17 protein-coding genes and 1 pseudogene are annotated in these 25,888 nt (G+C 65.4%); 11 read left to right on the forward strand and 7 right to left on the reverse strand.

Features of this window, described 5'->3' with window-relative positions; all coding sequences use genetic code 11:
* Positions 1-361: 361 nt before the first annotated feature.
* The gene (locus tag J8F10_RS29375; protein ID WP_210660017.1) at positions 362-5,158 is read left to right on the forward strand and encodes a hypothetical protein; all 4,797 of its coding nucleotides are present in this window, start codon (positions 362-364) and stop codon (positions 5,156-5,158) included.
* Between the two features lie 521 nt (positions 5,159-5,679).
* On the opposite strand, the gene J8F10_RS29380 is transcribed toward J8F10_RS29375, so the two are convergent.
* Both J8F10_RS29380 and J8F10_RS29385 read right to left on the reverse strand, forming a co-directional pair.
* Positions 5,680-7,002, reverse strand: coding sequence for a DUF1552 domain-containing protein (locus J8F10_RS29380; RefSeq protein ID WP_210660019.1), 1,323 nt, complete (start codon positions 7,000-7,002; stop codon positions 5,680-5,682).
* An 81-nt stretch (positions 7,003-7,083) separates the two neighbouring features.
* Positions 7,084-9,408: a DUF1592 domain-containing protein gene (locus J8F10_RS29385; RefSeq protein WP_210660020.1), complete on the reverse strand. Its 2,325-nt coding sequence runs from the start codon at positions 9,406-9,408 to the stop codon at positions 7,084-7,086.
* A 200-nt stretch (positions 9,409-9,608) separates the two neighbouring features.
* Between J8F10_RS29385 and J8F10_RS29390 the strand changes: the two genes are divergently transcribed.
* The 6 genes and pseudogenes from J8F10_RS29390 to J8F10_RS29415 all read left to right on the forward strand — a co-directional run bounded on the left by J8F10_RS29390 (position 9,609) and on the right by J8F10_RS29415 (position 15,712).
* The gene (locus J8F10_RS29390; protein ID WP_210660021.1) at positions 9,609-10,406 is read left to right on the forward strand and encodes a 2-hydroxyacid dehydrogenase; all 798 of its coding nucleotides are present in this window, start codon (positions 9,609-9,611) and stop codon (positions 10,404-10,406) included.
* A 469-nt stretch (positions 10,407-10,875) separates the two neighbouring features.
* Positions 10,876-11,808, forward strand: coding sequence for an IS701 family transposase (locus J8F10_RS29395; protein WP_315854184.1), 933 nt, complete (start codon positions 10,876-10,878; stop codon positions 11,806-11,808).
* 26 nt (positions 11,809-11,834) lie between these two features.
* Positions 11,835-12,014, forward strand: a pseudogene (locus J8F10_RS29400) (NAD(P)-dependent oxidoreductase); the annotation flags it as partial.
* A 318-nt stretch (positions 12,015-12,332) separates the two neighbouring features.
* On the forward strand, positions 12,333-13,097 hold the full coding sequence (locus J8F10_RS29405; protein ID WP_210660022.1) for a hypothetical protein: 765 nt from the start codon (positions 12,333-12,335) through the stop codon (positions 13,095-13,097).
* 145 nt (positions 13,098-13,242) lie between these two features.
* Complete coding sequence (locus tag J8F10_RS29410) at positions 13,243-14,139, forward strand: sugar phosphate isomerase/epimerase family protein (protein ID WP_210660023.1); 897 nt, start codon at positions 13,243-13,245, stop codon at positions 14,137-14,139.
* Positions 14,140-14,476: 337 nt separating this feature from the next.
* On the forward strand, positions 14,477-15,712 hold the full coding sequence (locus J8F10_RS29415; protein WP_246523641.1) for a Gfo/Idh/MocA family protein: 1,236 nt from the start codon (positions 14,477-14,479) through the stop codon (positions 15,710-15,712).
* Between the two features lie 43 nt (positions 15,713-15,755).
* On the opposite strand, the gene J8F10_RS29420 is transcribed toward J8F10_RS29415, so the two are convergent.
* A complete protein-coding gene (locus J8F10_RS29420; RefSeq protein WP_210660024.1) occupies positions 15,756-16,001 on the reverse strand; it encodes a hypothetical protein in 246 nt (81 codons plus the stop codon).
* Between the two features lie 370 nt (positions 16,002-16,371).
* Here J8F10_RS29420 and J8F10_RS29425 point away from each other — a divergent pair, with 370 nt between their 5' ends.
* A complete protein-coding gene (locus J8F10_RS29425; RefSeq protein WP_210660025.1) occupies positions 16,372-17,283 on the forward strand; it encodes a sterol desaturase family protein in 912 nt (303 codons plus the stop codon).
* A gap of 5 nt (positions 17,284-17,288) precedes the next feature.
* Here J8F10_RS29425 and J8F10_RS29430 read toward each other — a convergent pair whose 3' ends face one another.
* The gene (locus tag J8F10_RS29430; protein WP_210660026.1) at positions 17,289-18,122 is read right to left on the reverse strand and encodes a DUF1559 family PulG-like putative transporter; all 834 of its coding nucleotides are present in this window, start codon (positions 18,120-18,122) and stop codon (positions 17,289-17,291) included.
* A 63-nt stretch (positions 18,123-18,185) separates the two neighbouring features.
* Positions 18,186-18,842 carry an MBL fold metallo-hydrolase gene (locus tag J8F10_RS29435; protein WP_210660027.1) on the reverse strand — a complete coding sequence of 219 codons (657 nt, stop codon included), beginning with the start codon at positions 18,840-18,842 and terminating at the stop codon, positions 18,186-18,188.
* Between the two features lie 400 nt (positions 18,843-19,242).
* Between J8F10_RS29435 and J8F10_RS29440 the strand changes: the two genes are divergently transcribed.
* Together J8F10_RS29440 and proS are read left to right on the forward strand one after the other, a co-directional pair.
* A complete protein-coding gene (locus J8F10_RS29440) occupies positions 19,243-21,114 on the forward strand; it encodes a serine/threonine-protein kinase (RefSeq protein ID WP_210660029.1) in 1,872 nt (623 codons plus the stop codon).
* Positions 21,115-21,596: 482 nt separating this feature from the next.
* Complete coding sequence (proS, locus tag J8F10_RS29445; protein ID WP_210660030.1) at positions 21,597-23,138, forward strand: proline--tRNA ligase; 1,542 nt, start codon at positions 21,597-21,599, stop codon at positions 23,136-23,138.
* Positions 23,139-23,321: 183 nt separating this feature from the next.
* On the opposite strand, the gene J8F10_RS29450 is transcribed toward proS, so the two are convergent.
* Positions 23,322-23,591: a 50S ribosomal protein L27 gene (locus tag J8F10_RS29450; protein ID WP_210660031.1), complete on the reverse strand. Its 270-nt coding sequence runs from the start codon at positions 23,589-23,591 to the stop codon at positions 23,322-23,324.
* A gap of 96 nt (positions 23,592-23,687) precedes the next feature.
* Positions 23,688-24,116: a TIGR03067 domain-containing protein gene (locus tag J8F10_RS29455; RefSeq protein ID WP_210660032.1), complete on the reverse strand. Its 429-nt coding sequence runs from the start codon at positions 24,114-24,116 to the stop codon at positions 23,688-23,690.
* A 163-nt stretch (positions 24,117-24,279) separates the two neighbouring features.
* On the opposite strand from J8F10_RS29455, the gene J8F10_RS29460 reads away from it, so the two are divergent.
* Entirely contained in the window at positions 24,280-25,878 is a 1,599-nt protein-coding gene (locus J8F10_RS29460) for a M6 family metalloprotease domain-containing protein (protein WP_246523644.1), read from the forward strand.
* Positions 25,879-25,888 lie beyond the last annotated feature (10 nt).

A 25,888-nucleotide genomic window follows, 5' to 3' on the forward strand; every position in this document is an offset into this window, starting at 1 on the left:
TTTCGGGATCGTCGTAGCCGGTCGGACGAGCCGCGACCGCAAGGGAGCGGGAGGCACCGCGCCCTGCCGAGTGATCTCAAGTTGACTCGGGGAACTGCGCCTTGTAACGAGCCGCGACCGCAAGGGAGCGGGAGGCACGACGCGCACGGGTGACTCAAGAGAACCCGGGGGGCCGCGCCCCGCTCCCTTGCGGTCGCGGCTCGTTTACCCGCAACACACTCGTGGTGTGGTGCGCCGGGTTCAGGCGCTTGCGCTCCCTTGCGGTCGCGGCTCGTTCGAGGCAGCACGGCGATCGTGGGCGCAACTGAGCGGCCCGAACTAGGAATTGACGCCCGACGATTTCACCCCGGTGAACCGACCCATGCCCCGTTCGGGCTGGCTACTTCTGGTGTGCGTGTGTGCGGCCGGGGGCGCGCTCGGGGCGGTGCCGCGCCAGCCCGTGAAGTCCGTCGTTCACAGCGCACTCGACCTCGTGCCAGTCGACGACCCGTTCCCCATCAGGCGCATGCGGGGCGCTGATGCGCGTTTGCCGCACCTACTCAAAGAACTCGAACCCGGCCCGGTCGTCCAACTACCGCGCCCGGAGTTCGAGGCCCGGGTGCGGGCGGCCGGGCGCGCCAGTTATCAGGCGAAACACGGCGCGCGGATCGCGGACGCGACCTACACCGCCGAACTCGATGGCGGCGACCTGACGGGTACGGCCGAACTCGGCATCCTGAACGCGAGCGGCGCGAGCACGTTCCTGCCCCTCGACCCCCTTAAACTGGCCGTGAGTGGTGCGAAATGGGCGCCGGGCGGTGAGGCGGTGATGGCCGTGCTGCCGACCGCGCCGAGCACGCCGAGTACTTCGGTGCCGGTCGTCTGGGTGAGCGGGGACGGGCGCCGGGTGCTGCAATTTCGCTGGTCGCTGACCGGCACCACGGAACCCGGTGAGCGCCGGTTCGAGATGCGCGTGCCGCCGTGCCCCGCGGCCGTGCTCCAACTCGACCTGCCGGCCGACCAGGTGCCGACGACGTCCGCGGACGTGCTTCTCACGGGGCCGTTCGAGGTGCCCGGGAAACCGGCCCGGCGCGCGTGGAGCCTCCGATTCGGCGGGCGCCCGAAGCTCGAATTCGCGGTCCGCGCCGGCGGTACGCCCTCCGTGGTCGCGACCGCGGCCCTCGTCGCGAAGTACGAACTCAACCCGGGCCAACTGTCGGCCGCGTTCGAGTACGAGCTGCGCCCGGCGCGCGGGTCCGTGGGCGAATGGGCGTTCACCGCCGATCCCGGCTTGCGTATTACGGAAGTGGTCACGAACAACCGCGCCGGGTGGGTCGTCGACCCGCCCCTCGTTCCCAACGGCCCGCGCCGCGTGCGCGTCAGCCTCCGGCAACCCGGTCCCGGCGGGAAGGTGCTCATCAGCGCGGTCGCGCCGCTGCCCGACCCCGCGCGCCCGCCGGACGCGCCGTTGCCGGTCGTGCGCCCACTGGGTGCGGTACTCGAGAGCGAGAGCATCGAACTGCGCCTCGCACCGGGGCTGAAAATCGATTCGTGGGCGCCCGGCGATTACCGCTTGATTGACTCGACCCAGCCCCCGCCCGGCACAACGGACCCGGCGCGCGTGCTGTCGCTGGTCGGTACGCTGCTCGCGACCGGCCCGGACGACGTGTTCCGGCGCATGCCGTCGGTCCGCACGAGCGCGCCCGACGTCGAGTTCACCTCGCTCGAGCGGCTCGAGTGGAGGCTCCGCGCGGCGCACGCGACCCTCGTCGCGCGCGTGCGGGTGCGCGTGACACGCGGCCCGCTGTTTCAGCTCACGGTCCGCCCCCCGCCGGGCTTCACACTCGATCGCGGCGCCGCGGGCACCGACGAGCTGGTCGCGCACATCGGCCCGCCGGTGCCCGCGGGGCAGGTGATCGAACTGGCCCGCCCGCTGCTCTCGTCGCAGTACGCGGACCTGCGCCTGGAGTTCCGCGGGGCCGGTGCCAGGCCCGGCGCGCCGGTGCCGTTCCCGGCGTTCGCGGTACTCGGCGCGACCGAGCGGAGCGGGTGGTTGAGCGTCACGGCCGACCCCACTTGGGCGCTCGACGCGGAGCCCGGCGCGGGCGCGACGCCCGCGGGCTTGTGGGGGTGGGTGACGACGGACGCTCCCCGCGACGCTCGGGCGGTGTATTTCTTCCGCGCGAAGGAACCGGACGGGTTCGTGACCCTCGCCCCGGCGCGTCCGCAGGTCCGCGCGCAAGCATCCGCGTCTCTCGACGCGCCCGGTTCGCGGTGGAACGCGACCACGCGCCTCACGCTCTCCGTGAGTGGGGGCGTGCTTTCCAATGTTACGGTGTTCGTTCCGGGATCGCACGAGCGCGAACGTTCATGGAAGCTGCTCGACCCGGCGAACGCGGTGACCGCCGCGGTACCCGTTCCGCCCGAACTGTTGAACGCTGCCCCGCTCCTCGCGCCACTCGATGTGCGCGCGAGTACCATCGGGACGCGCGCACGGGGGAACACGGACGGAACATTTTGGGTGCTGCAATTTGCCCGCCCGCTCACCGGAACCGCCGTTCTCGAAACGACCGCGCCCGGACCGGCGTTCGGTGACGACGCGGTGGCCCTCCCGGTACCGCAAGTGCCCGGCGCGGGTCAAACAACGAAGGCGGACGTGTCCCCCGCTCTCAAGGGCCGGGTGGCGGTGGAGGTGATCGGAAATTCGGTGCGCGTGGGGGCACGTCCGGGTGCGGGGCTGGGCGCGCACCCGGTGTCGGATGCGTACCTGCTCACGGCGGTACGCGCCCCCGACGATGTGGTCGTCGCGTTCGGCGGGACGGTGCGCGACTCTCTCGGGGGAACACTTCGGATCGGTTTACCGCCGGGTGCGGACGTGCGCGGGGTGTGTGTCGCGGGCCGGTGGGTGAATCCGGCCGCGTCCCGCGCACCGGGCGCGGAACTGCCGGTCCCCGTTCCGGCGGGAGCCGTGGTGCATTTTGAAGTGCGCTACCGACTACCGGTACCGTCCGGGTGGCCGACGCGGCGCGTCACGAGCCCGGTGCCGACGGTACCCGGTGACCCGCCGGTGCGCCGGTGGTGGAGCTTCGCGCCCGGCGCGCTTCCCGGGTGGCCCGCGCGCCCGTGGGACACAAGTGTCGACGAGCCCGCCCTGTTGGGGGGACCGCTCGCGGGCGGCGCGCCGGTGCTCGTGACCCGCTCCGACGACGAGTGGGTTCGGGTCGGTTCGGTGCGCGCGGCCGACGCTCTGGCGGTCGGCGCGATCGCGCTGGTTAGCGCCCTTGGGTGGATCGCCGCGCACCGGCGCCGCGCCCGCGTTACGCTGGTGCTGGCCGGCGCCGTTGTCGGCGCGCTCGTCATCACGGAACTCGGCCCGCCGTGGTGGGGGCGGGTCGCGTGGCCGGTGTTGTGCATGGCCGTTGTTGTTTTGGCCGGGGTGCTCGCGCACCTCGGGGGCCTGCGCCGGGGCGTTGCGCCGGTGGGCGCGGGCGTAGTCGCACTGGGGTTCGCGCTGCACTCGATCAGCGCACTGGCACAGCAACCCGCGCCGGTGACCGTGCTGGTCGTGCCGCGCGCGGACGGGGGCGAGGACGTCGTTGCGCCGCGCGCGCTCCTGGACGGCCTGGACGCGATCACGCGCCCCCCGCTCCCCGCGCCCGCGATCACCTCTGCGGCGTACCAGGTGCGGGCGGACGAAGCCGGCGCGCGGGTGACCGCGCGGTTCGTTGTTCACGCGCTCCGCGCGAGCGACAACGTGGTGCCGCTGCCACTGGGGGACGCCCGGTTGGAGAGCGTGACGGTGGGCGGGGCGCCGGCGTTCCCGGTGGCGCGCTCGGACGGGTACGCCGTCGCGCTGCCCGGTCCGGGGCGCTACGAGGTCGAGGTCCGGTTCGCCGTGGCCGCGACCGTGGCCGGGGCCGAGCGCGAGGTCCGGTTCAGCGTGCCCGAGGTCGCGGACGCGAAGCTGTCGGCCGCGCTGCCCGGGTCCGCGCACCAGCCGCACACGGTCGGCCGGGTCGGGCGCCAGGTCGTGGGGCGGGCGAGCGAGAGCGCGACCGTAGAAACCGAACTCGGTGCGGTGAAGAGCGTGCAGTTGCGCTGGCGCGAGGGCGCGGGGGGATCGGCCGTCGTCAAGGTTCGCGAGGGGTGCGTTTGGGACGTGACCGAGGCCGGCGCCGAACTGAGTGCCGCTTACCTCGTGCGCGTCGACCAGGGGTCCGTGGGCGGGTTGCGGTTCGACGTGCCCGCGGAACTGGAGGTCCTGCGCGTCGCGGTCCGGTCCACCGATTTGCTGGCCGCGCCGCTCGCACTGCGCGATTGGACCCTGGGCCAAGAACAGGGCGGAGCGCGCCCGCTCCAGCTCGACTTTCAAGCGCCCGCCGGTGGGCGGTTCCTCGTGGTGCTGGAGTGCGCGCCGCGGAGGTCGCTCACGCGGCAACCGGTGCTGCGGTTCCCGAGAATCGTGTTCGGTTCGGTGAAGGGCGAAACGGAGGCGATCTACGGCTTGCGCGCGAACCGCGTGACCGTAGACGAAGTGGGGCGCGGGGGCGTGATCGACTTCCCGGCCGACGCGCTGCGGGATTTCGCCGCGATTCCCGATCTGAAGCTCGATCCGAACAAACCGGTCCGCGCGTTCCGTTTGGTGCCCGGGGCGACCGCCGAACTGCGCCCCGTCCTTCGTGCGGGCGATCCACCAGCGGTGCGCACCGTTACCACCTGGCGCGTCGGTCCGCACCGGGCCGATGCGACCGGCACCGTGACGTGGACGGCGCGCGATCCGGTCGCGCTCGTCGAGTTCAGTGTCGCGAACGTCACCGTTCTGGAGGTCCGCGGACCGGACGTAATGAGTTGGAATCAGACCGGTGGGCGCGTGCAGGTCTGGCTCCGCTCGGGCGCGAAAGAGGACGCGATCGAATGGACGGGCACCAGCGCTCCCGCGCCGCCCGGTGCGCCCCCCGCCCCGCTGCCGTTCGACCCGGCGCACCCGAAGGTCGCGCACGCGAACCTCGTGTCCGACGAGGTCCGCGTCCAACCGATCGACGGCTGGTCCGCGCTCGTCGACCGCGCCCGCGGGTGGCAGACGGTTCCCGCACTTAACGGCGAACTGAGGTTCCGGGCGGATTCGCCCTCGGCTCAAGGGCTCCGCGTGCAACTGGCGCCGCGCCCGCCCGCGCGATGAGATTCTTGCTCGGGCGGTAGTGTTTTGTGTTGGGCGCTTCGGGGCCAGTTGTTATCGTGCTGGTGTCGGCCGGGTCGGTTGCGTTTAGCTCTGTGCTTTGCACAAGGGCGATGTTGCGTCGCTCCGAGCGTTTGCCGGTCCGTGCGTCGTGAGGAAGGCTGTTCCAACACCGCTCTCGTTTCATTTGGGGCACCTGAACCGCGGCGGTCTGGTGCTACCCCGCCGACCGCGGTGCCGCCGCGGTTCAGGTGCCAAATGAAACGGCGGTGCCGTGAGCCTTCCAAACCCCAGGTCAGGAAGTAAACGCGCCGACCCGGCCGGTATTTTTGCAGTGCTTGTGGGCGAACGGCCGGTGTAAGCCGGCCGGTGAGAGCGGCAAAGAGCTTTTACAGGATCAACAAGAGACGGGCTCATTCAACCGGCCGGCTTACACCGGCCGTTCGCCTAATGCGCCCGGCACAAAGCACAACGCCGACCAGCGGCCGGCGTTGCGAGTGCGGAACCGCTTCTTGTTACTCGTCTCACGCGAGGCCGGTGAGCGGACCCGCGGCGCAGTGGTTCGGGTTGCCGAACGCCTTCACGGTATGGCCGAAGCCGTGGGCGAGCGACATCAGGAGGCGGTTGTGCGCCACCTTGTTGAACTTCAGTGACCGGCCCATCTTATAGTCCAGCCCGCCGCCGACCATCACGAACGGGATGTTGTCCATCGTGTGCGAGTTACCCTTGCCCAGTTCGTTCGTCCACACGATCAGCGTGTTATCGAGCAGGCTGCCGGTGCCGCCCGGTTCCGGTGTTTCGGCCAGGCGCTTGGCGAGGTAGGCCACCTGCTCGCAGTACCACTTGTTGATCTTCACCAGCTTCTCTTGGGCCTTTTCGTTCGTGTCAGGCTCGTGCGACAGTTCGTGGTGCCCCTCGTCCACGCCCAGCCACTTCATGCGGGCACCGCCCACCGAGTTCGTGATCTGGTACGACGCGACGCGGGCGAAGTCGGCCGCGAAGCTGTTCACCAGCAGGTCGATTTGCGCCTTGCTGATCTTCGGCATGTTGTCGTTGTCTTTCTTCATGCCGGCTTCGAGCTTCGGCACCACGTGGCCCACGTTCGCCGCGGCCTTTTGCTCCTTCAGTTCCTTCTCCATGTCGCGCACGAACGCGGCGTGCTCGTCGAGCAGTCGCTTGTCCGCCGCGCCCACCTTGTCGCCGACCTTCTTCAGATCGTCCTTGATGTCGTCGAGGACGCTGGCGAGCGCTTCGTTGTCCTTCGCCCGGCCGTAGAGCTTGTTGAACATCTGGTACGGGTCATCGATCGGGGTGATCGGCTTGTTCGCGCCCGCGTAGCTCCAGCGCGTCCAGGTGTCGGCGCGGTCGGGGACCATCACGCCCATTTCGAGCGAGCCGAAGCGCGTCTTGGTGGCCGCGTCTTTCTGGAGGAAGTTCTTGATCTCCTGGTCGATGGAGATGCCCTTCGCCCAACCCGCCGGCGTGTCGGACCCGCCCTGCACGTTCCCGGGGTACAGTTCGATGCCCGTGAGCAAGCAGCCGATGCCGCGCATGTGGCCGTCGCCGTCGCCGCGGATGCGGTCGCAGACGCCGTGCAGCGTGAGCGTCTTGTCCTTGAACGGTTCGAGCGGCGTGAGGATCTCTTTGAGCGTGAACTTCGCCCCCTCTTCGTCCGGCCAGAACGACTTGGGCACGATCCCGTTCGGGCTGAAGATGAAGACGATCCGCTGCTTCCGCTTGGCCTGGTTCGCGAAGCTGAGGCTCGGCAGGTTCAGCAGGAACGGCACGGCCGCGGCGCTGATGCCGAGGTCGCGCACGAACTCGCGCCGGGTGCGGGTGAGGGACATGGCTTGGCTCCGAGGCGGGTGAGTATTAGGTGGGTGTGGCACGCGGGCGATAGCATTCACGCGGGTTAAGCGTGGGCCACACTATTTCGGCGGTTTCTCGTTCTTGGGAGGCATAGCACCGATTACGGCAATCTCCACTACCAGTTTTCGCATATTCAGGTTGTTATCGGCAAATATTTTCCGCAATTCTTCGGGCCTCGCAAGCCCATAAGCCCGGACGGGTTGCTTCACGAAGTAGTGGAACGCTTGCTGTGCGAAGGCGTACTGCGTTTCTTCGCTTGAGGCGAGGAACTTGGCCAGTTCCTTCGCGCCGGTGAATTTGGCCGTGACGCCGGCCCGCGCGTCGTAGCTGCCGGTCGCGTCCACGGTCTTCTTGTTGTCCTGCTCGCGGAACCGACCGGCCGCGTCGAAGTTTTCCAGCGCGAACCCGAGCGGGTTCATGATCGTGTGGCACCCGGCACATGCGGGAGCCTTCGTTTGCAGCAAGACACGCTCACGGGTGGTCAGGCTGGGGTGCAGGTCCGGGGCAAGAGGTGTGAACGCTTCCATCGGCGGCTTGATGCCGATGCCGAGTAGCCCGCGCCCGATGAACACGCCGCGGTGAATCGGCGACGTTTCCCCCGTGTATGCGAGCGACGAGAGAACGTAGGGGTGTGTGACGACGCCGGAGCGCTTGTCGGCCTCCAGTTTCACTTTCTGGAAGGGCGCTTCCGGCGGCAGTTTCGCACCGTAGAACTTCGCGAGCCGGCCGTTGAGATACGTTTCTTCGTTGAGGAAGAGTTGGCGGAAGTCGGCGTTGGGGCTTCCCATCACGTCGTCGAGGAACAGTTCCAGCGACGTGCGAAGATCGGACGCGAGGGCCGCGTCGAAATCGGGGAACCGCTTCGTGTCTTTCGGAAGTTCTTTGGCCTGATCGAGTTTCAGCCAGGCGAGCAGGAAATCGCGGAGCTTGGCCTTCGCACGCGGATCGTTCAGCATGCGCTCGGCGTGTTTGGCGATTTCGGCGCGCGTGCGCAATTTGTTCGCGGCCGCTGCGTCGAGCAGTTCCTTGTCGGGCGGCGAGTCCCATAACTCGAACGCGAGCCGGGACGCGATCGTGTACTGTTCAGGTGCCCCAGCCGCGTCGGGGTAGAGGAAGCGGGGCGATTTCAGCACGATCAGAACGACGCGCTTCACCGCGAGTTGCACATCGTCGCCGGCCGCTTCAAATTGCCGGTCGATGTACAGGGCTTTCTCGGGTTCCGTCAGCGGGTGACGCAGCGCACGCTCTGCGAACGTCCGGCAAAACGCTTTGGTCTTCGCAACGCGATCGGCCGAATTGGGTTGCGCGCCGCTCAATTCGGGCAGTTTCGCGACAATGTACGCGGCCGTTTCGAGCGCCCCTTCGGTGGTCGCGGCTTCCCACTCCTTCGAGACGGTGGTGCCGCGTTCCCAGCCGAAACTGCGGTCGTCGGGCGGAAACGGCGCTTCGATCACTGCGACTTCCGGGAACTTCTGAGGCGTGAGGTGCTTCGCGGAGATCACCTCGATCGCGCGCCCGGGGCGCTTCCAGTTGAGCGAAACGAACGCGGGTTTAACGGGCGGGTTCGGGTTCGTTTTCGAGTCGTCCACGCCCTGTTTGGCCTTCGAGAACTCCAGCCGGATCGGGTACGCGCGCCCGGCGAGGAGGAACACGTTCGCCTTGAACTCGGTGTCGGTGCCGGACTTCACCCAGGCATCGAGGACGGCTTTGCGGTTGTCGTTGACCCACAACCGCAGTGCGTGATCGGTGCGCACAACGAACTCGTACATTCCGGTTTCGGGCGCCCACACCGAGCCTTCCCACTTGATGCAGAACGTGTGCGGGTCGAACTTTTCCTTCGCGTCCGGGGCTGTGGCCGGTCCCTCTTTGCCGAAATCGAACTTCACCTCGGCGTCGCTACGATCGATCAGCCGCTTGTTCCCCTGGAACCCGCGGGCGTTGAAGTATTCGCCCCGAAGTCCTTGCTTGTCTTCCGGTTTCGGTTGCCCCCGGAAACTGCCGATCACGTCCGCGATGCTGTTGCGGTACTGCTTGATCGTGAGACGCGCGAGTTCTACTCGGGGTGGGTTGAGTTTTGCTTGTGCGTTGGGGGAGTAGAAAGCGTCGTGCATGTACTCGGCGACGCGCTTCGATCCCGCGGCGTCGAGCAGTTCCGGCGCGCCGTCGGGCATGGTGAGATCGACAACGTGTGCGAGCTGCGCGACCGATTTGTCGCCGATGAGCGGTAGCGGGTAGTTCTTCGCGCCCTCGCCCTTCGCCCCGTGACACTTCGCGCACATCTGACGGTAGATCACTTCGCCGCTTTTCTCTTGGGCGTTCGCGAAGGGAACGAGTGCGAGCAGCGCGACGAACGTAAAACCGAATTTCGGCAGGGAAGAGATCATTCTTGTTGCCGTGAGAACGGGAGCGAATGCGTGAGGCGGGCGGAGCGTAACTGCATTCTAATGATAGCGTGGAGATGAGTGGTGCGGGAGTCAAACGCGCCGGGAGCGGCGGATTTTGGTTTTTACTCCGAAGGGGTAGTATCTCATAGCCCTGGGTCGATCGCGAAGCGCGCGCCCGTGGACACTGAAGGAGATTCACAATGCCTCTGCCCCGCGTGCTCGCCGATCTTCCGGTGTCATCAGCCGTGCTGGAGTTGCTCGGCGGGCGCGTCGAACTCGTACCCTGGAACGCGACCGGGCGCGTGGACGCGATCTACACCTACGGTCACCCGACCGTTGACGCGGCGATGATGGACCGCTTCGCGGGCTCGAAGGTCATCAGTAACTTCGGCGTGGGCGTCGATCACATTGATGTGAAGGCGGCGACCGAGCGCAATATCCCGGTCGGGAACACCCCTGGCATCCTTGATGGTGCGACGGCGGACCTCGCGTTCGCGCTCATCCTCGCGGCTGGTCGGCGCATTGTGGAAGGCGACCGCTACGCACGCGGGCCGGACTTCACGCGGTACGACCCGTCGTACATGCTCGGGCGCGAGGTCCACGGCAGCACGCTCGGGGTGTTCGGGATGGGGCGCATCGGCCGGCAGGTCGCGATGCGCGCGAACGGCTTCGGGATGAAGGTGCTGTACCACAACCGCAACCGGAGCGACGAGGCCGAAGTCGCGCTGAAGGCTCGGTACGCGACGAAGGACGAATTGCTCGCCGCCGCCGACTATGTCGTACTCACGGTACCACTCACACCCGAAACGCGCAGTTTCATCGGTCGGGCCGAACTCGCGAAAATGAAGCCCACCGCGACGCTGGTGAACGTCGCACGCGGAGCGGTCGTTGATAAAGACGCCCTCACGGAAGCACTTTCGGCGAAACGCATCTTCGCGGCGGCCCTCGACGTAACTGTACTTTGCGCGACTTCCTGTATTCGAGCGGCTGAGGCTTAGCGTGTAGACAGGCGCCGGCCCGTCCGAGACGATGGGGTTACCACACCACCCTCGCCCCGGACGGACGCGGCCATGCCATCATCGCATCCGCTACCCTCGTCGTGCCACTGGTTTTCGGTTCTCGCGGCGGCGTTAGACCCACGATCGGCTCCGCGGCTGGCATGGTTGCTGGTCGGAGCCGTTCTGGCTCGGGGCCGGCGCACCGTTACGACCTGGATTCGGTCCGCCGGGCTGAGCGATGAGTATCGCCCGTGCTACACCACGGTGGCCGCGCTGGGGGCCGGACCGACCGCGCGGCGTCACACCTGCTGCGGGAGGTCGTGAGGCCCCTGGCGGCGGAGGCCAGACGGCTCACGTTGGCCCTGGATGACACCCCAACGGAACGATACGGGGCAACGGTACAAGGGGCCGGGGTGCACCACAACCCGACGCCCGGGCCGGCCGGCGGACCGTTCGTGTACGGGCACGTGTGGGTGGTCCTCGGGCTCCTGGCCCGGCACCCCTCTTGGGGCATCGTTGCGCTCCCGCTGCTGGCCCGGTTGTACGTGCGCGCAAGGACCTTCCGGGGATCCCGGCGAGGACCCGGCCCGGGTTCCGGACCAAGCTGGAACTGGCCGTCGAGTTGGTGCGGTGGGCCGCCTCGTGGCTCGGGCACCTGGGCAAGCCCCTCTGGGTGGTGGCCGACGGGGCGTACGCCAAGGCCCCGGTACTCAAGCCCCTGCGGGAGCTCGGGGTGACGGTGGTGAGCCGACTGAGGAAGGACTCGGCCCTGTGGTCCGTGCCCGGCCCGCGGGGCCCCACCAGCGGACCGAACCGGACCTATGGGGACCAGCGAATCGAGTTGGCCAAGCGAGCCGGACAGACCCGCGGGTGGGCCACCGGGACGTTCGACTTGTACGGGAAACCGACGGAGAAGAAGTACAAGACGTTCGTGGCCACCTGGCGCCCGGCCGGTGGGGCGATTCGCGTCGTTCTGGTGGACGAGCCCACCGGGTGGGTGGCGTTCTTCTGCACCGACACCGCCGCGCCGGTGGGCGACATCCTCGGAAGTGTCGCGAGTCGCTTCAGCCTGGAGATCGCGTTCCGCGATCTGAAAGAAGTTGTCGGGGCGGGTCAGCAGCAGGTGCGCCTCGTGCGGGCCAACGTCGGGGCGTTCCACGTGTGCCTGTGGGCGCTCACGATGACCGAAGCTTGGGCCTGGAATCGGGATGCCAAGGCGTTGGCCGGGCACCGGGCCGCAAGTCCATGGGACGACGGGGAACGGCGACCGAGTCACGCGGATAAGCGCCGCGCCTGGCGCCGTGAGCTACTGCGGAACGAAATTCAGGCGGTTCTGCGGCCCGGGATCAACGAGGCCGAATTACAAGTCGCCGCCGAACGACTACTCGACTTGGCCGCTTAATGGTGATGAAGTTGCGCAAAGAGCAGGACGTAACCGACCCGGAACCGTTGCCGCGCGACCACCCGCTCTTGAAGCTCGATAACGTCATCATCACCCCGCACCTCGGCAGCGCGACCGAAGAAACCCGCCGGCGCATGGCGGAACTGTCGGTCGTGAACCTGTTTGCGGGCCTGGAGGGGAAGGAACTGCCGTTCCGCGTGCGGTGATTCCTGAGACCGCGGGCATCTTGCCCGCTCTTGCATCGGGCGAACGGCCGGTGTGAGCCGGCCGGTGGTGCCACACGCGAACGGCTGATGGAGTGCCGTGAATAGGCCCGGCTGCTCGGGATCGTGTTGATCCTGTGAATCCTGTCAAAGCTCGTGGTGGTTTCACCGGCCGGCTCACACCGGCCGTTCGCCCGATGCAATGCCCCGATCCCGGGTGAAATACGCTACTTCGGCCGTCGTCACAGTTTGCGAGAAATATTCTCACCCGTGTCCCGAATAGCAAGTGCATCGCCCGGCCCATCCCGAACGGAGTGCCTCATGTCTCGCTCACGTCTGTTGCTCCTGTCTACCGCTGCCGCATTTGTGGTCGCGTTCGTGCCCGCCGGGGCGCGGGCCGCGGACGAACCGAAGGACATCATCGAGAAGGCGATCAAGGCCCACGGTGGCGCGGACGCTCTCACGAAGAACAAGGCCGCGCAACTGAAGACGAAGGGCAAACTCAACATCCCCGGTGTGGGCGAGGTCGAATTCACGCAAGAAACCGCCTTCATGATCCCCGACAAGATCAAAGAGTCACTGGAGTTCAAGGTGATGGGCCAGAACGTGAGCCTGCTCACGCTCATCAACGGCGACAAGGTCACGGTCGAGGTGAACGGCAAGGAGATCGACGGCGCGGGCGACAAGGTGAAGGACGCACTGAAGGGCGTCGGGCACATGATGGAAGTCGCCCGCCTGGTGCCGGTGCGGGGCAAGGGGTACGAACTGAGCCTCATCGGTGACGACAAAGTGGGCGACAAAAAGGTGGTGGGCGTCCGCGTGTCGAAGAAGGGCGAGAAGGACGTGAGCCTGTACTTCGACAAGGAAACGTTCCTGATCGCGAAGATCGAGCACCGCACCATCGATCAGGCGACCGGGAACGAGATCACCGAGGAGCGGATGCCCAGTGATTACTCGAAGACCAAGGAAGGGTTGATGGCTCCCAAGAAGATCACGGTCAAACACGACGGGAAAGATTTCCTCGAAGCTGAAGTGCTCGAAATGAAGTATTTCGAGAAGCTCGACGACAGCGAATTCAAGAAGTAACACACGCCGCTTTGTGCTGAGGGAGGGCTTTCGACGGGTAGCGGAACGAATCGAGCGCGACGGGCGAAATTCACTTTCTTGGTCCCGATCGCGCTCGATCTTGTTATCCTGTCGAAAACCCTCCCCCCACGGTTTGAAGCGACCCATGCCGCTCCGCATTTCTGCGTTCCCCAAGTGCTACCTCGAAGCGATCGCCGGCGAACGGAGCATGACCGTTTTCGAGTGGATCGAGATGGCCAAGGCGCTCGACTGCGACGGCCTGGAGATGTACGAGGGGTTCTTCACCAGTCTCGAACCGGGCTACCTCGACTCCGTGGGCGACGCGATCCGCGCGACCGGGCGCGTCATGCCCATGCTCTGCTGCTCACCGGACTTCACCAACCCCGACGCGGACGCCCGCAAACGCGCCATCGACAAAGAAGTCGAGATGGTCCGCGTCACGCGGCGGCTCGGCGGCCCTCGAACCGTGTGCCGCGTGCTCAGTGGCCCGCGATACCCGGACGTCGCGCGCGAACAGGGCCTCGGGTGGGTGGTCGAGTGCATCAACGCGGTGCTTCCCGTCGCGCGGGAGTGTGATGTGATCCTCGGCCTGGAGAACCATTACAAGGACGGGTTCTGGAAGTACCCGGAGTTCGCACAGAAGAAGGACGTGTTTCTCGATCTGGTGAACGCGATCCCGGACCGGACGCACTTCGGCGTGCAGTACGACCCCTCGAACGCGGTCGTGGCTGGTGACGATCCCATCGAGTTACTTCGAGCCGTTGCGGACCGCGTGGTGAGTATGCACGCGAGCGACCGATACCTCGCGGACGGCGCCACGCTCGACGACCTCCGCGCTGCGGACGGCAGCATTGGTTACTTCGACAAGCTCCGCCACGGCGTCACCGGTAAGGGGCTGAACGACTTCGACGCGATCTTCCGCATTCTCGCGGAGCACAACTACCGTGGGTGGGTGAGCATCGAAGACGGCATGAACGGCATGGGCGAGATGGCCGAATCGCTCGCGTTCCTGCGAAACGTCACCGCCAAGTATTTCCCGTAGGGAGCCACAGCCCCAAGCACGAAGCAGAAATTTTTGAACCTATGTGTATTTCCGTTCACTTGGTGGGTATAATTTCACTGCATTCGCGGTGTTCACTCACCATGTGACGAAATGCACGGGGCATTCCGCTTGTCGGGAAGCAAGAATGTTGGCAATTGTTAGCCGTTTGGGGCGCTCCGCCAAAGGGCGAAAACGCGGATGAGCTGGAAATCTCAGCGTTTCGTGATGCGCGGAGCGGGTACGGCTCCCGGGCGGGCCAAAATGTTAGCAAATGTTACCCTGGCGGCGTGGGGCGGAACTTTTCGGCCGTAATTGCAACTCGAAGTGAAGCTCTCCCATGACGCCAATGCGTGTTGCTCTCGTCGGTTGCGGAAAGGTCGCGGGCATTCATGCGACCGCACTTGCAGCGATACCGGAAGCGGAATTCGTCGCGGCGTGCGACGTGAACGCCGATCGCGCGAATGCCTTCGCTGCAAAATATGGTGCCCGACCGTTCACCGACCTCGGCACGATGCTCCGCGACGCGCGCCCGGGCGCTATCATCATCGGTACGCCACACCCGATGCACGCAGAAGCCGCAATTCGGGCCGCGGAAGCCGGCGTTCACGTCCTCGTCGAGAAGCCGCTCGCCGCGAGCGTCGCGGATTGCGACCGGATGCTGGCGGCCGCCAAGAAGGGCGGCGCTACGCTCGGTGTCATCAGCCAGCGCCGGTTCCTGGAGCCGGTTCAGCGCATGAAGCGCGCGATCGATGAGGGCAAGATCGGGAAGCCGGCGCTCGGCGTCTTCATCCAGTACAGTTGGCGCGACGCGGCGTACTACCTCTCGGACCCGTGGCGCGGGAAGTGGGACACCGAGGGCGGCGGCGTGCTCGTGAACCAGTCGCCGCACCAACTCGACATCCTCCTGTGGCTCATGGGGCCGGTCGCCGAAGTGAGCGGTTACTGGGCGAACTTGAACCACCCGACCGTGGAAGTGGACGATACCGCGGTCGCATCGATCCGGTTCAAAAACGGTGGGCTGGGTTCGATCATCACGAGCCTTTCACAGAAGCCGGGCATTTACACGAAGGTCCACATCCACGGTTCCCTCGGCGCATCGGTCGGAGTCGAAACGGACCGCGGCGCGACGTTCATTGCGGGCGTGTCGGAGATCGCGGAACCGCCGCTCACCGATCTGTGGACCGTTCCCGGCGAAGAAAAGCACCTTGCCGAATTTCAAGCGCAAGACCGGGCGAGTTTCGCCAGTGTGAACGCCACGGTTTACTACCACATGCTCCAGATTCGCGACTTCCTGCAAGCGATCCGCGAGAACCGCTCGCCGCTCGTGACCGGCGAGGACGGGCGCGCGGTGGTGGAGCTGTTCAGCGCGATTTACCGCTCCAATCAAGAGAAACGAGCGATCACGCTACCGCTCGCGCCACCGGAAGAGAAGTGGGCCGTGTGCCGCACCGACGACACCGGCAACACGTTCATCGTGCGCGAGCACCTCACGCGCGCGGAGGCCGATCGCGTCGTGGCCGAGTTCGAGGCGCGCGGCCACAAACAGACGTACTGGACGGAGCGCGAGAAGTAACTGGTCGGGGAGCGAATTGGCGCCTGGCGCTCGGGTTCAACAGCTATGGTTTCGGTTTGCGGAGTTCTTCTACGAGCGACCGGAGTTCCCGCACTTCTCTTTCGAGTTGTTGGACGCGCAGTTCCAGCACGCGGACGACCGACACCATCGGCCCGTGTCGGCGCACCAGTTCGGAGAACGCAGCCGCGTCAGTGTGCGCGAAGAAGCGCTCAAGAAGGCGCGCGTTCTCCTCCGGCTCCGCCGTCAACCTCCGAAACTGGTTCACCGTCCGGGCGTCGTTCGCGGCCATTTCTTCCCCGCCGGGTGACTGTCACTGGATAGTCCCGTCCCACCGCGGAAAGTGTTCACGTTTTTCTGGATTCTTGAGTTCGCGATGAACTGGGTGCCGAGGATCAGGCGTTTTAAAGTGTGGCACAAGATGGGACCGCGCCGAGCGAATACAGATCGGACGGATTTGATCGGATGCGAGCGCGCATTGTGTTTCAATTCCGAACGAGTGCGCGGGGAATGGCACGCAGATCGCATGAACTGTAACACTGGTGCCGAAGGCGGTGCTGTTAGCGATTTCCGCGCGGCGCACTCGGCCAGTATTGACGGCGGGTCGGAACCGGTTCGACGGCAGCCGCGTCGCGTCGTTCGCCCTCGGTCCGAGACGACCTATGCCCGAAACCCTACTCACTTTACTCGATCAAGTCGGCGCGCTCCCGTCGCAAACCAAAATCCTCATGTTGGTCGCTGTCATGCCGGCGGCCTTCGTTCTTCTGGAGCACCTGTTCCCGGCGCACACGCACCAAGCCGCCGCGCGCCGGTCGATCGTGCTGAACGTCACGTACTGGCTCGTCAACCCGTTGCTCATTCAGGTTGTATCGAAGTTTGCCGTCTGTTTGGTCGGTTTGGGACTGTGCCTCGCGCTCGGTTGGCCAATGGACGAGTCGGTTTTAAACGGGTTCGGTCCCCTGGGGCGCCAACCGCTCTGGCTGCAGGCGATCGAAATACTGGTAATCGCCGACTTTGTCGACTATTGGACCCACCGCGGGTTCCACGTCACGCGGTTCTGGCGGTTCCACGCGATCCACCACAGCCCGGAACAGATGACGTGGCACGCTTCGGCCCGGATGCACCCGGTGAACGACTTCGTCACCCGGTTGTGCCAGGTGATCCCGGTGGTGCTGCTGGGCCTATCGATCAAGGCCGTGCTGATCGTGGTACCGATCCTGGTGTTCTTCGTGATCGTGTTACACTCGAACTTGAATTGGGACTTCGGGCCATTGCGTTGGGTGTTCGTCAGCCCGTTGTATCACCGGTGGCACCACACCCGCGACGAAGAGGGGTTGGACAAGAACTTCTCGGGCATCTTCCCGATCTGGGATCTGCTGTTCGGGACCGCGCACTTCCCGCACCGCGAACCCGCGAAATTCGGTGTGAACCACGACCCACCCCCGGAAACGCTCTGGGGGCAACTGGCCTACCCGTTCCGCCGGCTCGAACGCCAGCATACGGATCACGCCTCGCCCTCACAGGAACCGCACACAGCCCCGTCCGATGTCGCGCCAGTTGGAAGTGCAGCCTGAGCGGGTCACCAGTTTGCGGGAACTTCCTCGCCGCCCGCGATGGTCGCGAGGGCGCGGAGTACGTCGAGGTTGATGTCGTTCGTGATGTAACGTACCGAGGCGTCCGCGAACCCGACGTTGAAGCCGTCCGCGCGTTTCTGGTACGTCCACGCGTGCCGGAGATGGGTGCCACCGAACGGACGATCCGCTCCGGTGGGCGGTTCGCTCCCCGTGTCCAGTCCGCGCACCGTAGCCGGACCGCCTCGAATCCACGGCCCGAGTTCGTGTGTCGTTTCGATCAGGAGTAGCGTGTTCGCGGTGCCGTCTGTGATGTCCTTCATTTGGGTACTACGATCGTAGCCGAAAATACCGATCCCTGGCGCTTCGGGTGGTCGTGTGGCCGCGTCCATCCCCACACCCGCGACGCCGACGTAGTTACCGATCGCCAGGTGCCCCACGGGCGGGGGGCGAATGCTTGTTCCGCCGGTCCACGCCGGACACTGAAAGTATTTGAAACCGGCCCGGTCCATGACGTCGATGTTTTTCGGTGAGTCCCACGGTTCCGTCTTGGCGAGCTGAGAATACGTGGGATCGCTTTCGATGTAAGGGAGCAGGGCCACGAAAAAACTCAATCGCTGCTCCGGCGAGAGTGCGGCATTCAACATCGTCCCGGGCGGAAAATGATCGCTTGATCCCACGTAGTTGCAGGTTGCCAGACCGAGTTGCCTGAGATTGTTGCTGCACTGCATTCGCACGGCGGCGGCGCGCCACTGCTGCACTGCGGGCACAGCGAGCGCGACCAACAGGGCAATAATCACACACGCACAGGCCAATTCCGGGCGCTTCAGGCCGTGGCGCATGGCAACCTCTGACGGGAGAAGGAATGGCCGTCATTGGTAGGACGCGGGCCGGGCGCGGGCGTTTCACCACAGCCGGCGGTCGGTGCGCGTGTCGGCCATGAGCGCGGGGAAGTCCACCGCGTCGCGGCGGTCGTTGGCGTGAACCGAGTACACGCGGTGAACGTGGTACCCGGTGCGAGCCACGAACTCGATCATGCGCTCGCACGAGCCCAGCCGCACATCGACCGGGACGCGCTCGTTTACTGTGCGCACCGTGTTGAGTTCCCAGTCCCCGGTACACGCCGCGCCGCGGAAGATCACCATCGTATCGGTGTAGCTGTGTTTCGGCGCGTGAACGAGGTGCAGCAGTTCGCCGCCGACGAACAGCGTAAGGCCGTCGTCGAAATACCTGATGTCGGGGGCGCCGCCGGCGAGTTGGCGGAAGCCGCTTTGCAACACCGGTTCCGCGCGCGGAAACTGCCGGCGCATCGCGTCGAACGTCCGGGTGCTGAAATGGTCGTGGTGCGCGTGCGTGCAAAGTAGGAACTTCACCGCGACCCCGAGTTCGCGCGCGGCCGAAGCCGCGTCCCCGGCCGGGTCGGGGCCGAGGTCGATTCCCACGAGACTGGTCGGTGGGAGTTCCAACACCGCCGCCTCGCCGTTGTGAGCGAGCAACCACACACCGGTTTGCAGCCAGTTGTAGCGACCGACCAAATACACACCATCGAACCAACGGTCCATGTGCGATCCCTGTGCGATTGACCGGGCACCACCACGGCCGAACCCGGCACGAGCGGCGGTCGTCCGTTTTCGGCGCCCCTGCGCCTCGAATGAAGGATACCGCGGTCCGTGATTCCTCTAAAAATGGCACCGCGCCGGTCGATGGTCTGACGGCGGCCGCGGGCGGTTCGGGCGCGTATTGGTATGAAACTCGGGTCGAGTGCGCACCCGCGTCGGACAGGCAAAATCGCGAACGCAATAGTCCTACTGCGGAGATTGCGTCCGGGCACGCGCTAGGGTAAACTCTCTTTCGACTCGCACAATTACCTCAAACTCACAACGCACTATGGGCACCAACCCGATAACGTGTCCGCAGTGTTCGAGCCCACTGCTACCCGACTCACACGAGACCGGGTGCCCGGTGTGCGCGAAGACCCGACACCTGGACCTGCGCGCGGACACGGATAAGCCGGACGTCACCGTGGGGCCGCGCGCGCGGGTACGATCGACTCCCCCCGCCCCCGAATCGCTCCCCCCCAACCCACCGGGGTTGGCCCTTTCGCGCCTGCTCGGGAGCGGCGGCATGGGTAAGGTGTACCTCGCACTCGACGAGGAAACGAAGCGCCAAGTCGCGGTCAAACTGCTCCACGCCCCCGGCGATCCCACCGCTCTTGATCGGCTCCAACTCGAAGTGCGCGCGCTGGCCGCGCTCGCGCACCCGAACGTCGTTACCGTTTTCGCCGCGAACCTGCACCAGCACCCCCCGCACTACACGATGGAGTTCGTCCCGGGAGGGACACTTGCTCGGCTCGTTGGGACTCGGGGGCCACTCGCTCCCAAGGACGCCGCGGAGCTAATTAAGGCCGTGGCCCACGGAACCCACGCGACCAACCAAGCGGGGATCGTTCACCGCGATATTAAACCGGGGAACGTGCTCCTGCAGTTCAAAAGCGGAACCGAAGGTTCGAGTGGACCCGCTGATTTGACGACACTGCGTTCGGCCGACGTGGTGCCGAAACTGTCCGACTTCGGCCTCGCCAAGCAACTCGACCGCACGGTCAGTCTCACGCAGGGCACCGGGATCTTGGGCACGCCCGGCTTCATGGCCCCGGAGCAGGTAACCAACGCGCCCGTCACCCCCCGAACCGATGTTTACGGGCTGGGCGCGACCCTCTACCACGCGCTCACCGGTAGCGCCCCGTTCGAGGAGGCAGAACCGCACCAACTGATGGCGCAGATCGAGCGCGCGGAACCGTCCCGCGTTCGCGCCGCGCGCCCCGAAATCCCCCTCGAACTCGAAGCCATCGCCCACAAATGTTTGGAGAAGAAGCCGGCCGACCGGTACGCGACCGCGGAGGAACTGGCCGACGATTTGGGCCGGTTCCTTGATAAGAAGCCCGTTCTGGCCAAACCGCTCACGCCCGCGCGCCGCGCGTGGAAGACCGTGACGCGGAACCGCACGACCCTCGCGCGGGTGGCCGCCGCGGTGTGTGTGCTGGCGAGCGTGTTCGCGATCGGCGCGGGGCTCCGAGCCTCCGGGGAGCCCGCGTGGGAGAAAATTGAGAAGGAACTGGCCGCGGGGCGCGCGGTCACCCTGGTGGGCGCTACAGGAGAGCCGCTGTGCTCCAAGTGGGCACTCGGTCCGGCCGAACTTGTGCCCGGCGAGAGCGGTGCCCCGTGCTCGTTCAGCGCGCTGGACTTATCCATGCTCGATCTGTGCCGCGACCCTATGAATGACAGCTATCAGATTCGCGCCGAATTGTCACAGGCCGATGTGACCCGTACTCCGGATGGCCTATTACCCCAAGGCGGAGGGCACGAAATAGGGCTGTATTTCGGCCGGCAGACTGCGCCCGGCGCAAACGGTCTACAATCCCAGATCGCGTTTCTGATCAGATTCGACGAACTGCTTCGCGACCACGCGGAACTCGTCCGCCTGTCCGTACCGCGGTCGCGGGCCACTACGCCCGGTATAGGGCTTGAGAGTTTGGCTTCCGTCCCGTTCGATTCGGCAAAACAAGTTCCGAGTCCGTGGCGCACGATCGAGATCGATGTGACGCAGGCCGGTATCGAGGCGCGGTGGATTCAACCGGATGGGGCCAAGAGCGCGTTCCGGACCGTACCACTCGCCGAGGCTCGTGCGAAGTACTCCAAAACCCACGAAGAGCTGGATAAATTGATTCCCGGTAACGGCATTACCTACCCCGCGTGGAACGCGCGAGCCCCGATTGGCATTTGGGCATACCGGTCCGTTGTTACCGTTCGGAACGTTACTCTTACCCCGATCCCATAGCCCCGAACCCAGAGAATCAATGCCCACGCCCTTGATCACGATTTCTTCCCCTACCAACGGCGCGACAGTGGCGCGCACGTTTACGGTCGGCGGTGACTACACGACAGATAATCCCCCACCACTAATCACTGTTGTTCTCAAAAATGCGTCCGGCACAGTGGTCGCGTCCGCTCTCCCCTTTTCTGCTTCGGGCAACACTTGGAGCACTTCCATTACGGCCTCTCAAGGGTACACGGGGGCATCGGTCGAGGCGGCGATTTCTGGAACCGCAGCGTCCGATTCAAAGACTAGTATCGCCGTGACCTGACGGCCCGCGGGGCGAGGGCCGGCCCATTAGGTCCGTGAAGTAACGCGGCCTTTTCCTCTCTTACGGCCGCCCCGATCACCTTTCGATCGCGGCCCTGTCCCTATCTATAATCGTGACCACACGCGGCGCCCGAGCTGAGCCCCGGGTGCTCGCCTTATTTGTCAAGGAACATCTCATGGCCGATGTGATTACGCCCCGCGCCCGGAACTACTCCCAGTGGTACCTAGACATCGTCAAGGAAGCCGGGCTCGCCGACAATTCCGACGTCCGCGGGTGCATGGTCATCAAGCCGACCGGGTACGCCATCTGGGAGAAGATGCAGCGCGCGCTCGACCGGTTGTTCAAGGACACCGGGCACGTTAATGCCTACTTCCCCCTCTTCATCCCCATGAGCTTCCTGGCCAAAGAAGAGCAGATGGCCGAAGGGTTCGCGAAGGAGTGCGCGGTGGTCACGCACTACCGCCTGAAGGCGGAACCCGGTAAGCCCCTGCACGTCGATCCCGCGGCCGAACTCGAAGAGCCGCTCATCATCCGCCCCACGTCCGAAACGATCATCTGGAACACCTACAAGAAGTGGGTGCAGAGCTACCGCGACCTGCCGCTGCTCATCAACCAGTGGGCCAACGTGGTGCGCTGGGAGATGCGCACGCGGTTGTTCCTCCGCACCGCGGAGTTCCTGTGGCAAGAGGGCCACACCGCGCACGCGACCGCACAGGAGGCCGAAGCGGAAACGCTCCAGATGGTCCGCGTGTACCAGAAATTCGCGGAGGAGTGGATGGCCATGCCCGTGTTGGTCGGGCCGAAGACCGACGGGCAGAAGTTCCCCGGGGCGGTGTACACGCTCTGCATCGAAGCGATGATGCAGGACGGCAAGGCGCTCCAGGCCGGTACGTCGCACTTCCTGGGGCAGAACTTCGCGAAGGCGTTCGATGTGAAGTTCAAGGACAAGGAGAACAAGGAAGAGTTCGCGTGGGCGACGAGCTGGGGCGTGAGCACGCGGCTCATCGGCGGCCTCATCATGACGCACTCCGACGACAACGGACTCGTAATTCCTCCGCGGCTCGCGGCCACGCACGTCGTCATCGTGCCGCTGGGTAAGAACGACGCGGAGCGCGGGCCTTCGATCGCCGCGGCGGAAAAGCTCGCGGCCGAACTGCGGGCACTGCCCCGCGACGACTTCTTCGGCTACGAGCCGATCAGCGTGAAGATCGACACGCTGTTCGACAAGCAGCCCGGCTTCCGGTACGCGGAGCACGAGGTCCGCGGCGTGCCGGTTCGCGTGGAGATCGGGCCGAAGGACATCGAGAAGGGCGCCTGCGCCGTTGCCCGGCGCGACGTGCCCGGAAAAGAGGGGAAACAGTTCGGCATCCCGCTCACGGGCGCGGCCGAGCACATTGCGAAGCTGCTCCGCGACATTCAGTCCGCGCTCTACAACCGGGCGAAGACGTTCCGCGACTCGCGCATCGTGACCGCAGACACGCTCGACGAGTTCAAGGCCCTGTTCCCCGCGCGCGAGGAAGCCGCGGAAGCGGGCACGGAGCCGCTGAAGTTCGTGTACGCCCACTGGGACGGCACGCGCGAGACGGAAGAGAGCGTGCAGAAGGAGTTCGCGGCGACGATCCGGTGCCTGCCCTTCGACGGCCCGCAGGAGCCCGGCACGTGTATTTTCACCGGTAAGCCGTCCGCGCGCCGCGTGGTGTTCGCACGGGCGTACTAAATCGCGTCCGGGGCGATCGGTGGAAACACGCCCTCGGCCAAAAGTGCGGCCCGAACGACGCGAATCATTGCGTCGTTTGCGGCCAGGACAAAACCCGCAGCACTCATTGCAAACGAAAGGGTCCGCGCGTGCTTTCACGCGCGGACCCTTTCCGCTTTTTGTTTTTCTACAATCCTGCTCGCATTACGCGATCGCGGTGGCCGTCGCGTCGTCGGGCTGCACGTTGATGCGCTTGCCGCCCTGATCGAAGTACACCTTGCCGTCCACCAGCGAGAAGATGCTGCTGTTCTTCGCCAGCCGCACGAACCGGCCGGGCGAGTACTTGGTGCCGCACTGCGTCACGATGATGCTGCCGATGGTGACCGCCTGGCCGCCATAAGCCTTCAGCCCGCGGCGCTTCGACACCGAGTCCCGACCGTTGCGGACGGACCCTTGACCCTTCTTGTGTGCCATGACTCTATACTCCTTATTTTCAGTATTTACGGAGGATGGAGTATTGTAGCGGTCCCGCGGGGGCGGGCAAGGCGCTGGCCCCCGAACCGTCGCGCCTCACTTCTTGACGCGCTCCAGGACGAACAGAATCGCCCCGGACTCCTTCTTCGCCGCGAACTCCGTCGGGCGCTTGCTGTCGCCGCGCCCGCAGATCGTGAGCGTGTCGTCCCCGGTGAACTTGTAGATGCCCTCGACCCGGTCCCCGTTCTTGTCGAGGATGTCTAGAGTTGCCGGTTTCTTGCTCGGATCGATCTTGATCGTCGCGGCGTCGTCTTTGTTGTACAGTGGAACCAGTTTGTCCCCCTTAAACGACCAGACGCGGTCCTTGAGCTTGTCGCCTTTCCGCGTCTCGCCGTCTTTTGTCACTTCCACCATCTGCCAATCGCCCTGGAACCGTTTGAGTTCCTTTTCCGTGGCATCATCGGCCGCACGAACTGGTGCGAACGCGAGAGCAATGGTCAGCGCGGTGAGAGCGAGAACTCGCATTGCCGGTCTCCGGGTTTGGGCATCAAAGAAGATTCTTAACCTGGACCGAGGGCCGAAACAAGCGAGCGTAACGAGCGGCTTTCATTTCCGCTTCACATCTCGGGGGCTACAACGCGACTACTCCCCCCGTTTCTCATTTTCCCCCATTTCCCGCGCGTGCCACATGACGCACACTCGCCTTTTCGCACTCGGATCGCTCGCGTCCCTGTCGATCCTTCTGATTACCGAATCAGTCCGATCGGAACCCGATGTCGCACCGTTCCCCACGCCGGGCGGTTACAGGACGGTGAAAACCGCCAAGACGATCAAAGATTCGCCCACAACGCCGGGGGCGCTCAATCTCGCGGCCGGGTACCTCGGTGTGATGGTGGGTGATCGGAGCGGGCGCCCGGTGATCGAAGCACTTGCTCCCGATTCCCCGGCCGAAGAAGCCGGGCTGAAGGAAGGCGACGTGGTGCTCAAGCTCGGCAGCGAAGCGGCGACGACCGCCGCGTGGGTGCGGGACATCCTGCGGAGCAAGTTGGCCGGGGACTCGGTCGCGTTCACCGTGTCCCGTGGCGGTAGCCCCAAGACCATCACGACCAAGTTGAAAGCCGCAACCAGTCCGATGGCGGCCGAGGCGGGAGGCGGCGGCGGAAAGGGAATGGGCTGGGACGACCGGCTGCCGCGCTCGTGGCGCAAGCCCGGCTACAACCTCGCCATCATCGGGGTCGAGTACCCGGACATGAAGCACAACCCGAAGATCGAGGATCAGGCCTGGGAAGACTCGATGTTCAGCCTGGGGACGTACAAGGACAAGAACGCGACCGGGCAGCAGGTTTTCGGCAGCATGAACGACTACTACAAGGAACTCAGCTACGGCACGTTCAAGATCAACGGGAAGTTCGTGGGCTGGGTGGAAGCGTCCAAGAAGCGGATGGACTACTCCAGCGGCAGCGGCACCAGCGCCGGCGAGAAGAAGGCGCTGCTGACCGAGGCGCTCGACCTGTACACGAAGAAGGCCGGCAAGGACGCGCTCAAGGAGTTTGACGGGGTGTTCTTCCTGTACGCGGGGGCGCGCGTGCAGACCACACGCGGCGGGCTGTATTGGCCGCACCGGGCGAACGTGAGCTACGGCGGGCGCAGCCTCCCATATTTCATCGTGCAGGAGGGCGGCACCACGATGAACGACATCAGCGTGTTCTGCCACGAGTTCGGCCACATGCTCGGGCTACCGGACCTGTACGCCCGGCCCGAACTGCCGGGGAGTGAAGGCGTGGGGCAGTGGTGCGCGATGTCCAACCAGATCGGCAACGGGCGCCCGCAGCACTTCAGCGCGTGGAGCAAGGAAGTGCTCGGTTGGGTGAAGCCGACCGTGATCGACCCGAGCGTGAAGCAGAAACTGATCCTGTCGCCGATCGAGAACGACCCGGCGCAGTGCTTCAAGATCAAGGTGCGGCCCGACGGGAGCGAATACTTCCTGCTGGAAGTGCGCAAGAAGACGGGGTGGGACGAGAAGCTGCCGGGCGAGGGGCTACTGGTCTGGCGCGTGGTGAACAACAAGCCGGTTCTGGAGGAGTCTCACGGCGTTGAAGGGGCACGCGGACCGAACGTTCACCTGAGTTCGGTGCCGTACCCCAGCGCGGCGAACGACAGCTTCACGCCGTACACGATCCCATCAAGTAAGAGTCAGTTGGGGGGCGGTTCAACCGTATACATCACCAACATCCGCCGGCTGCCCGACGGCCGCGTGACGTTCCACATCGGTTACGACTACCAGTGACCCGGAAGAA

Origin of the sequence: Gemmata palustris (assembly GCF_017939745.1) — a bacterium.
GTDB classification, from domain to species: domain Bacteria; phylum Planctomycetota; class Planctomycetia; order Gemmatales; family Gemmataceae; genus Gemmata; species Gemmata palustris.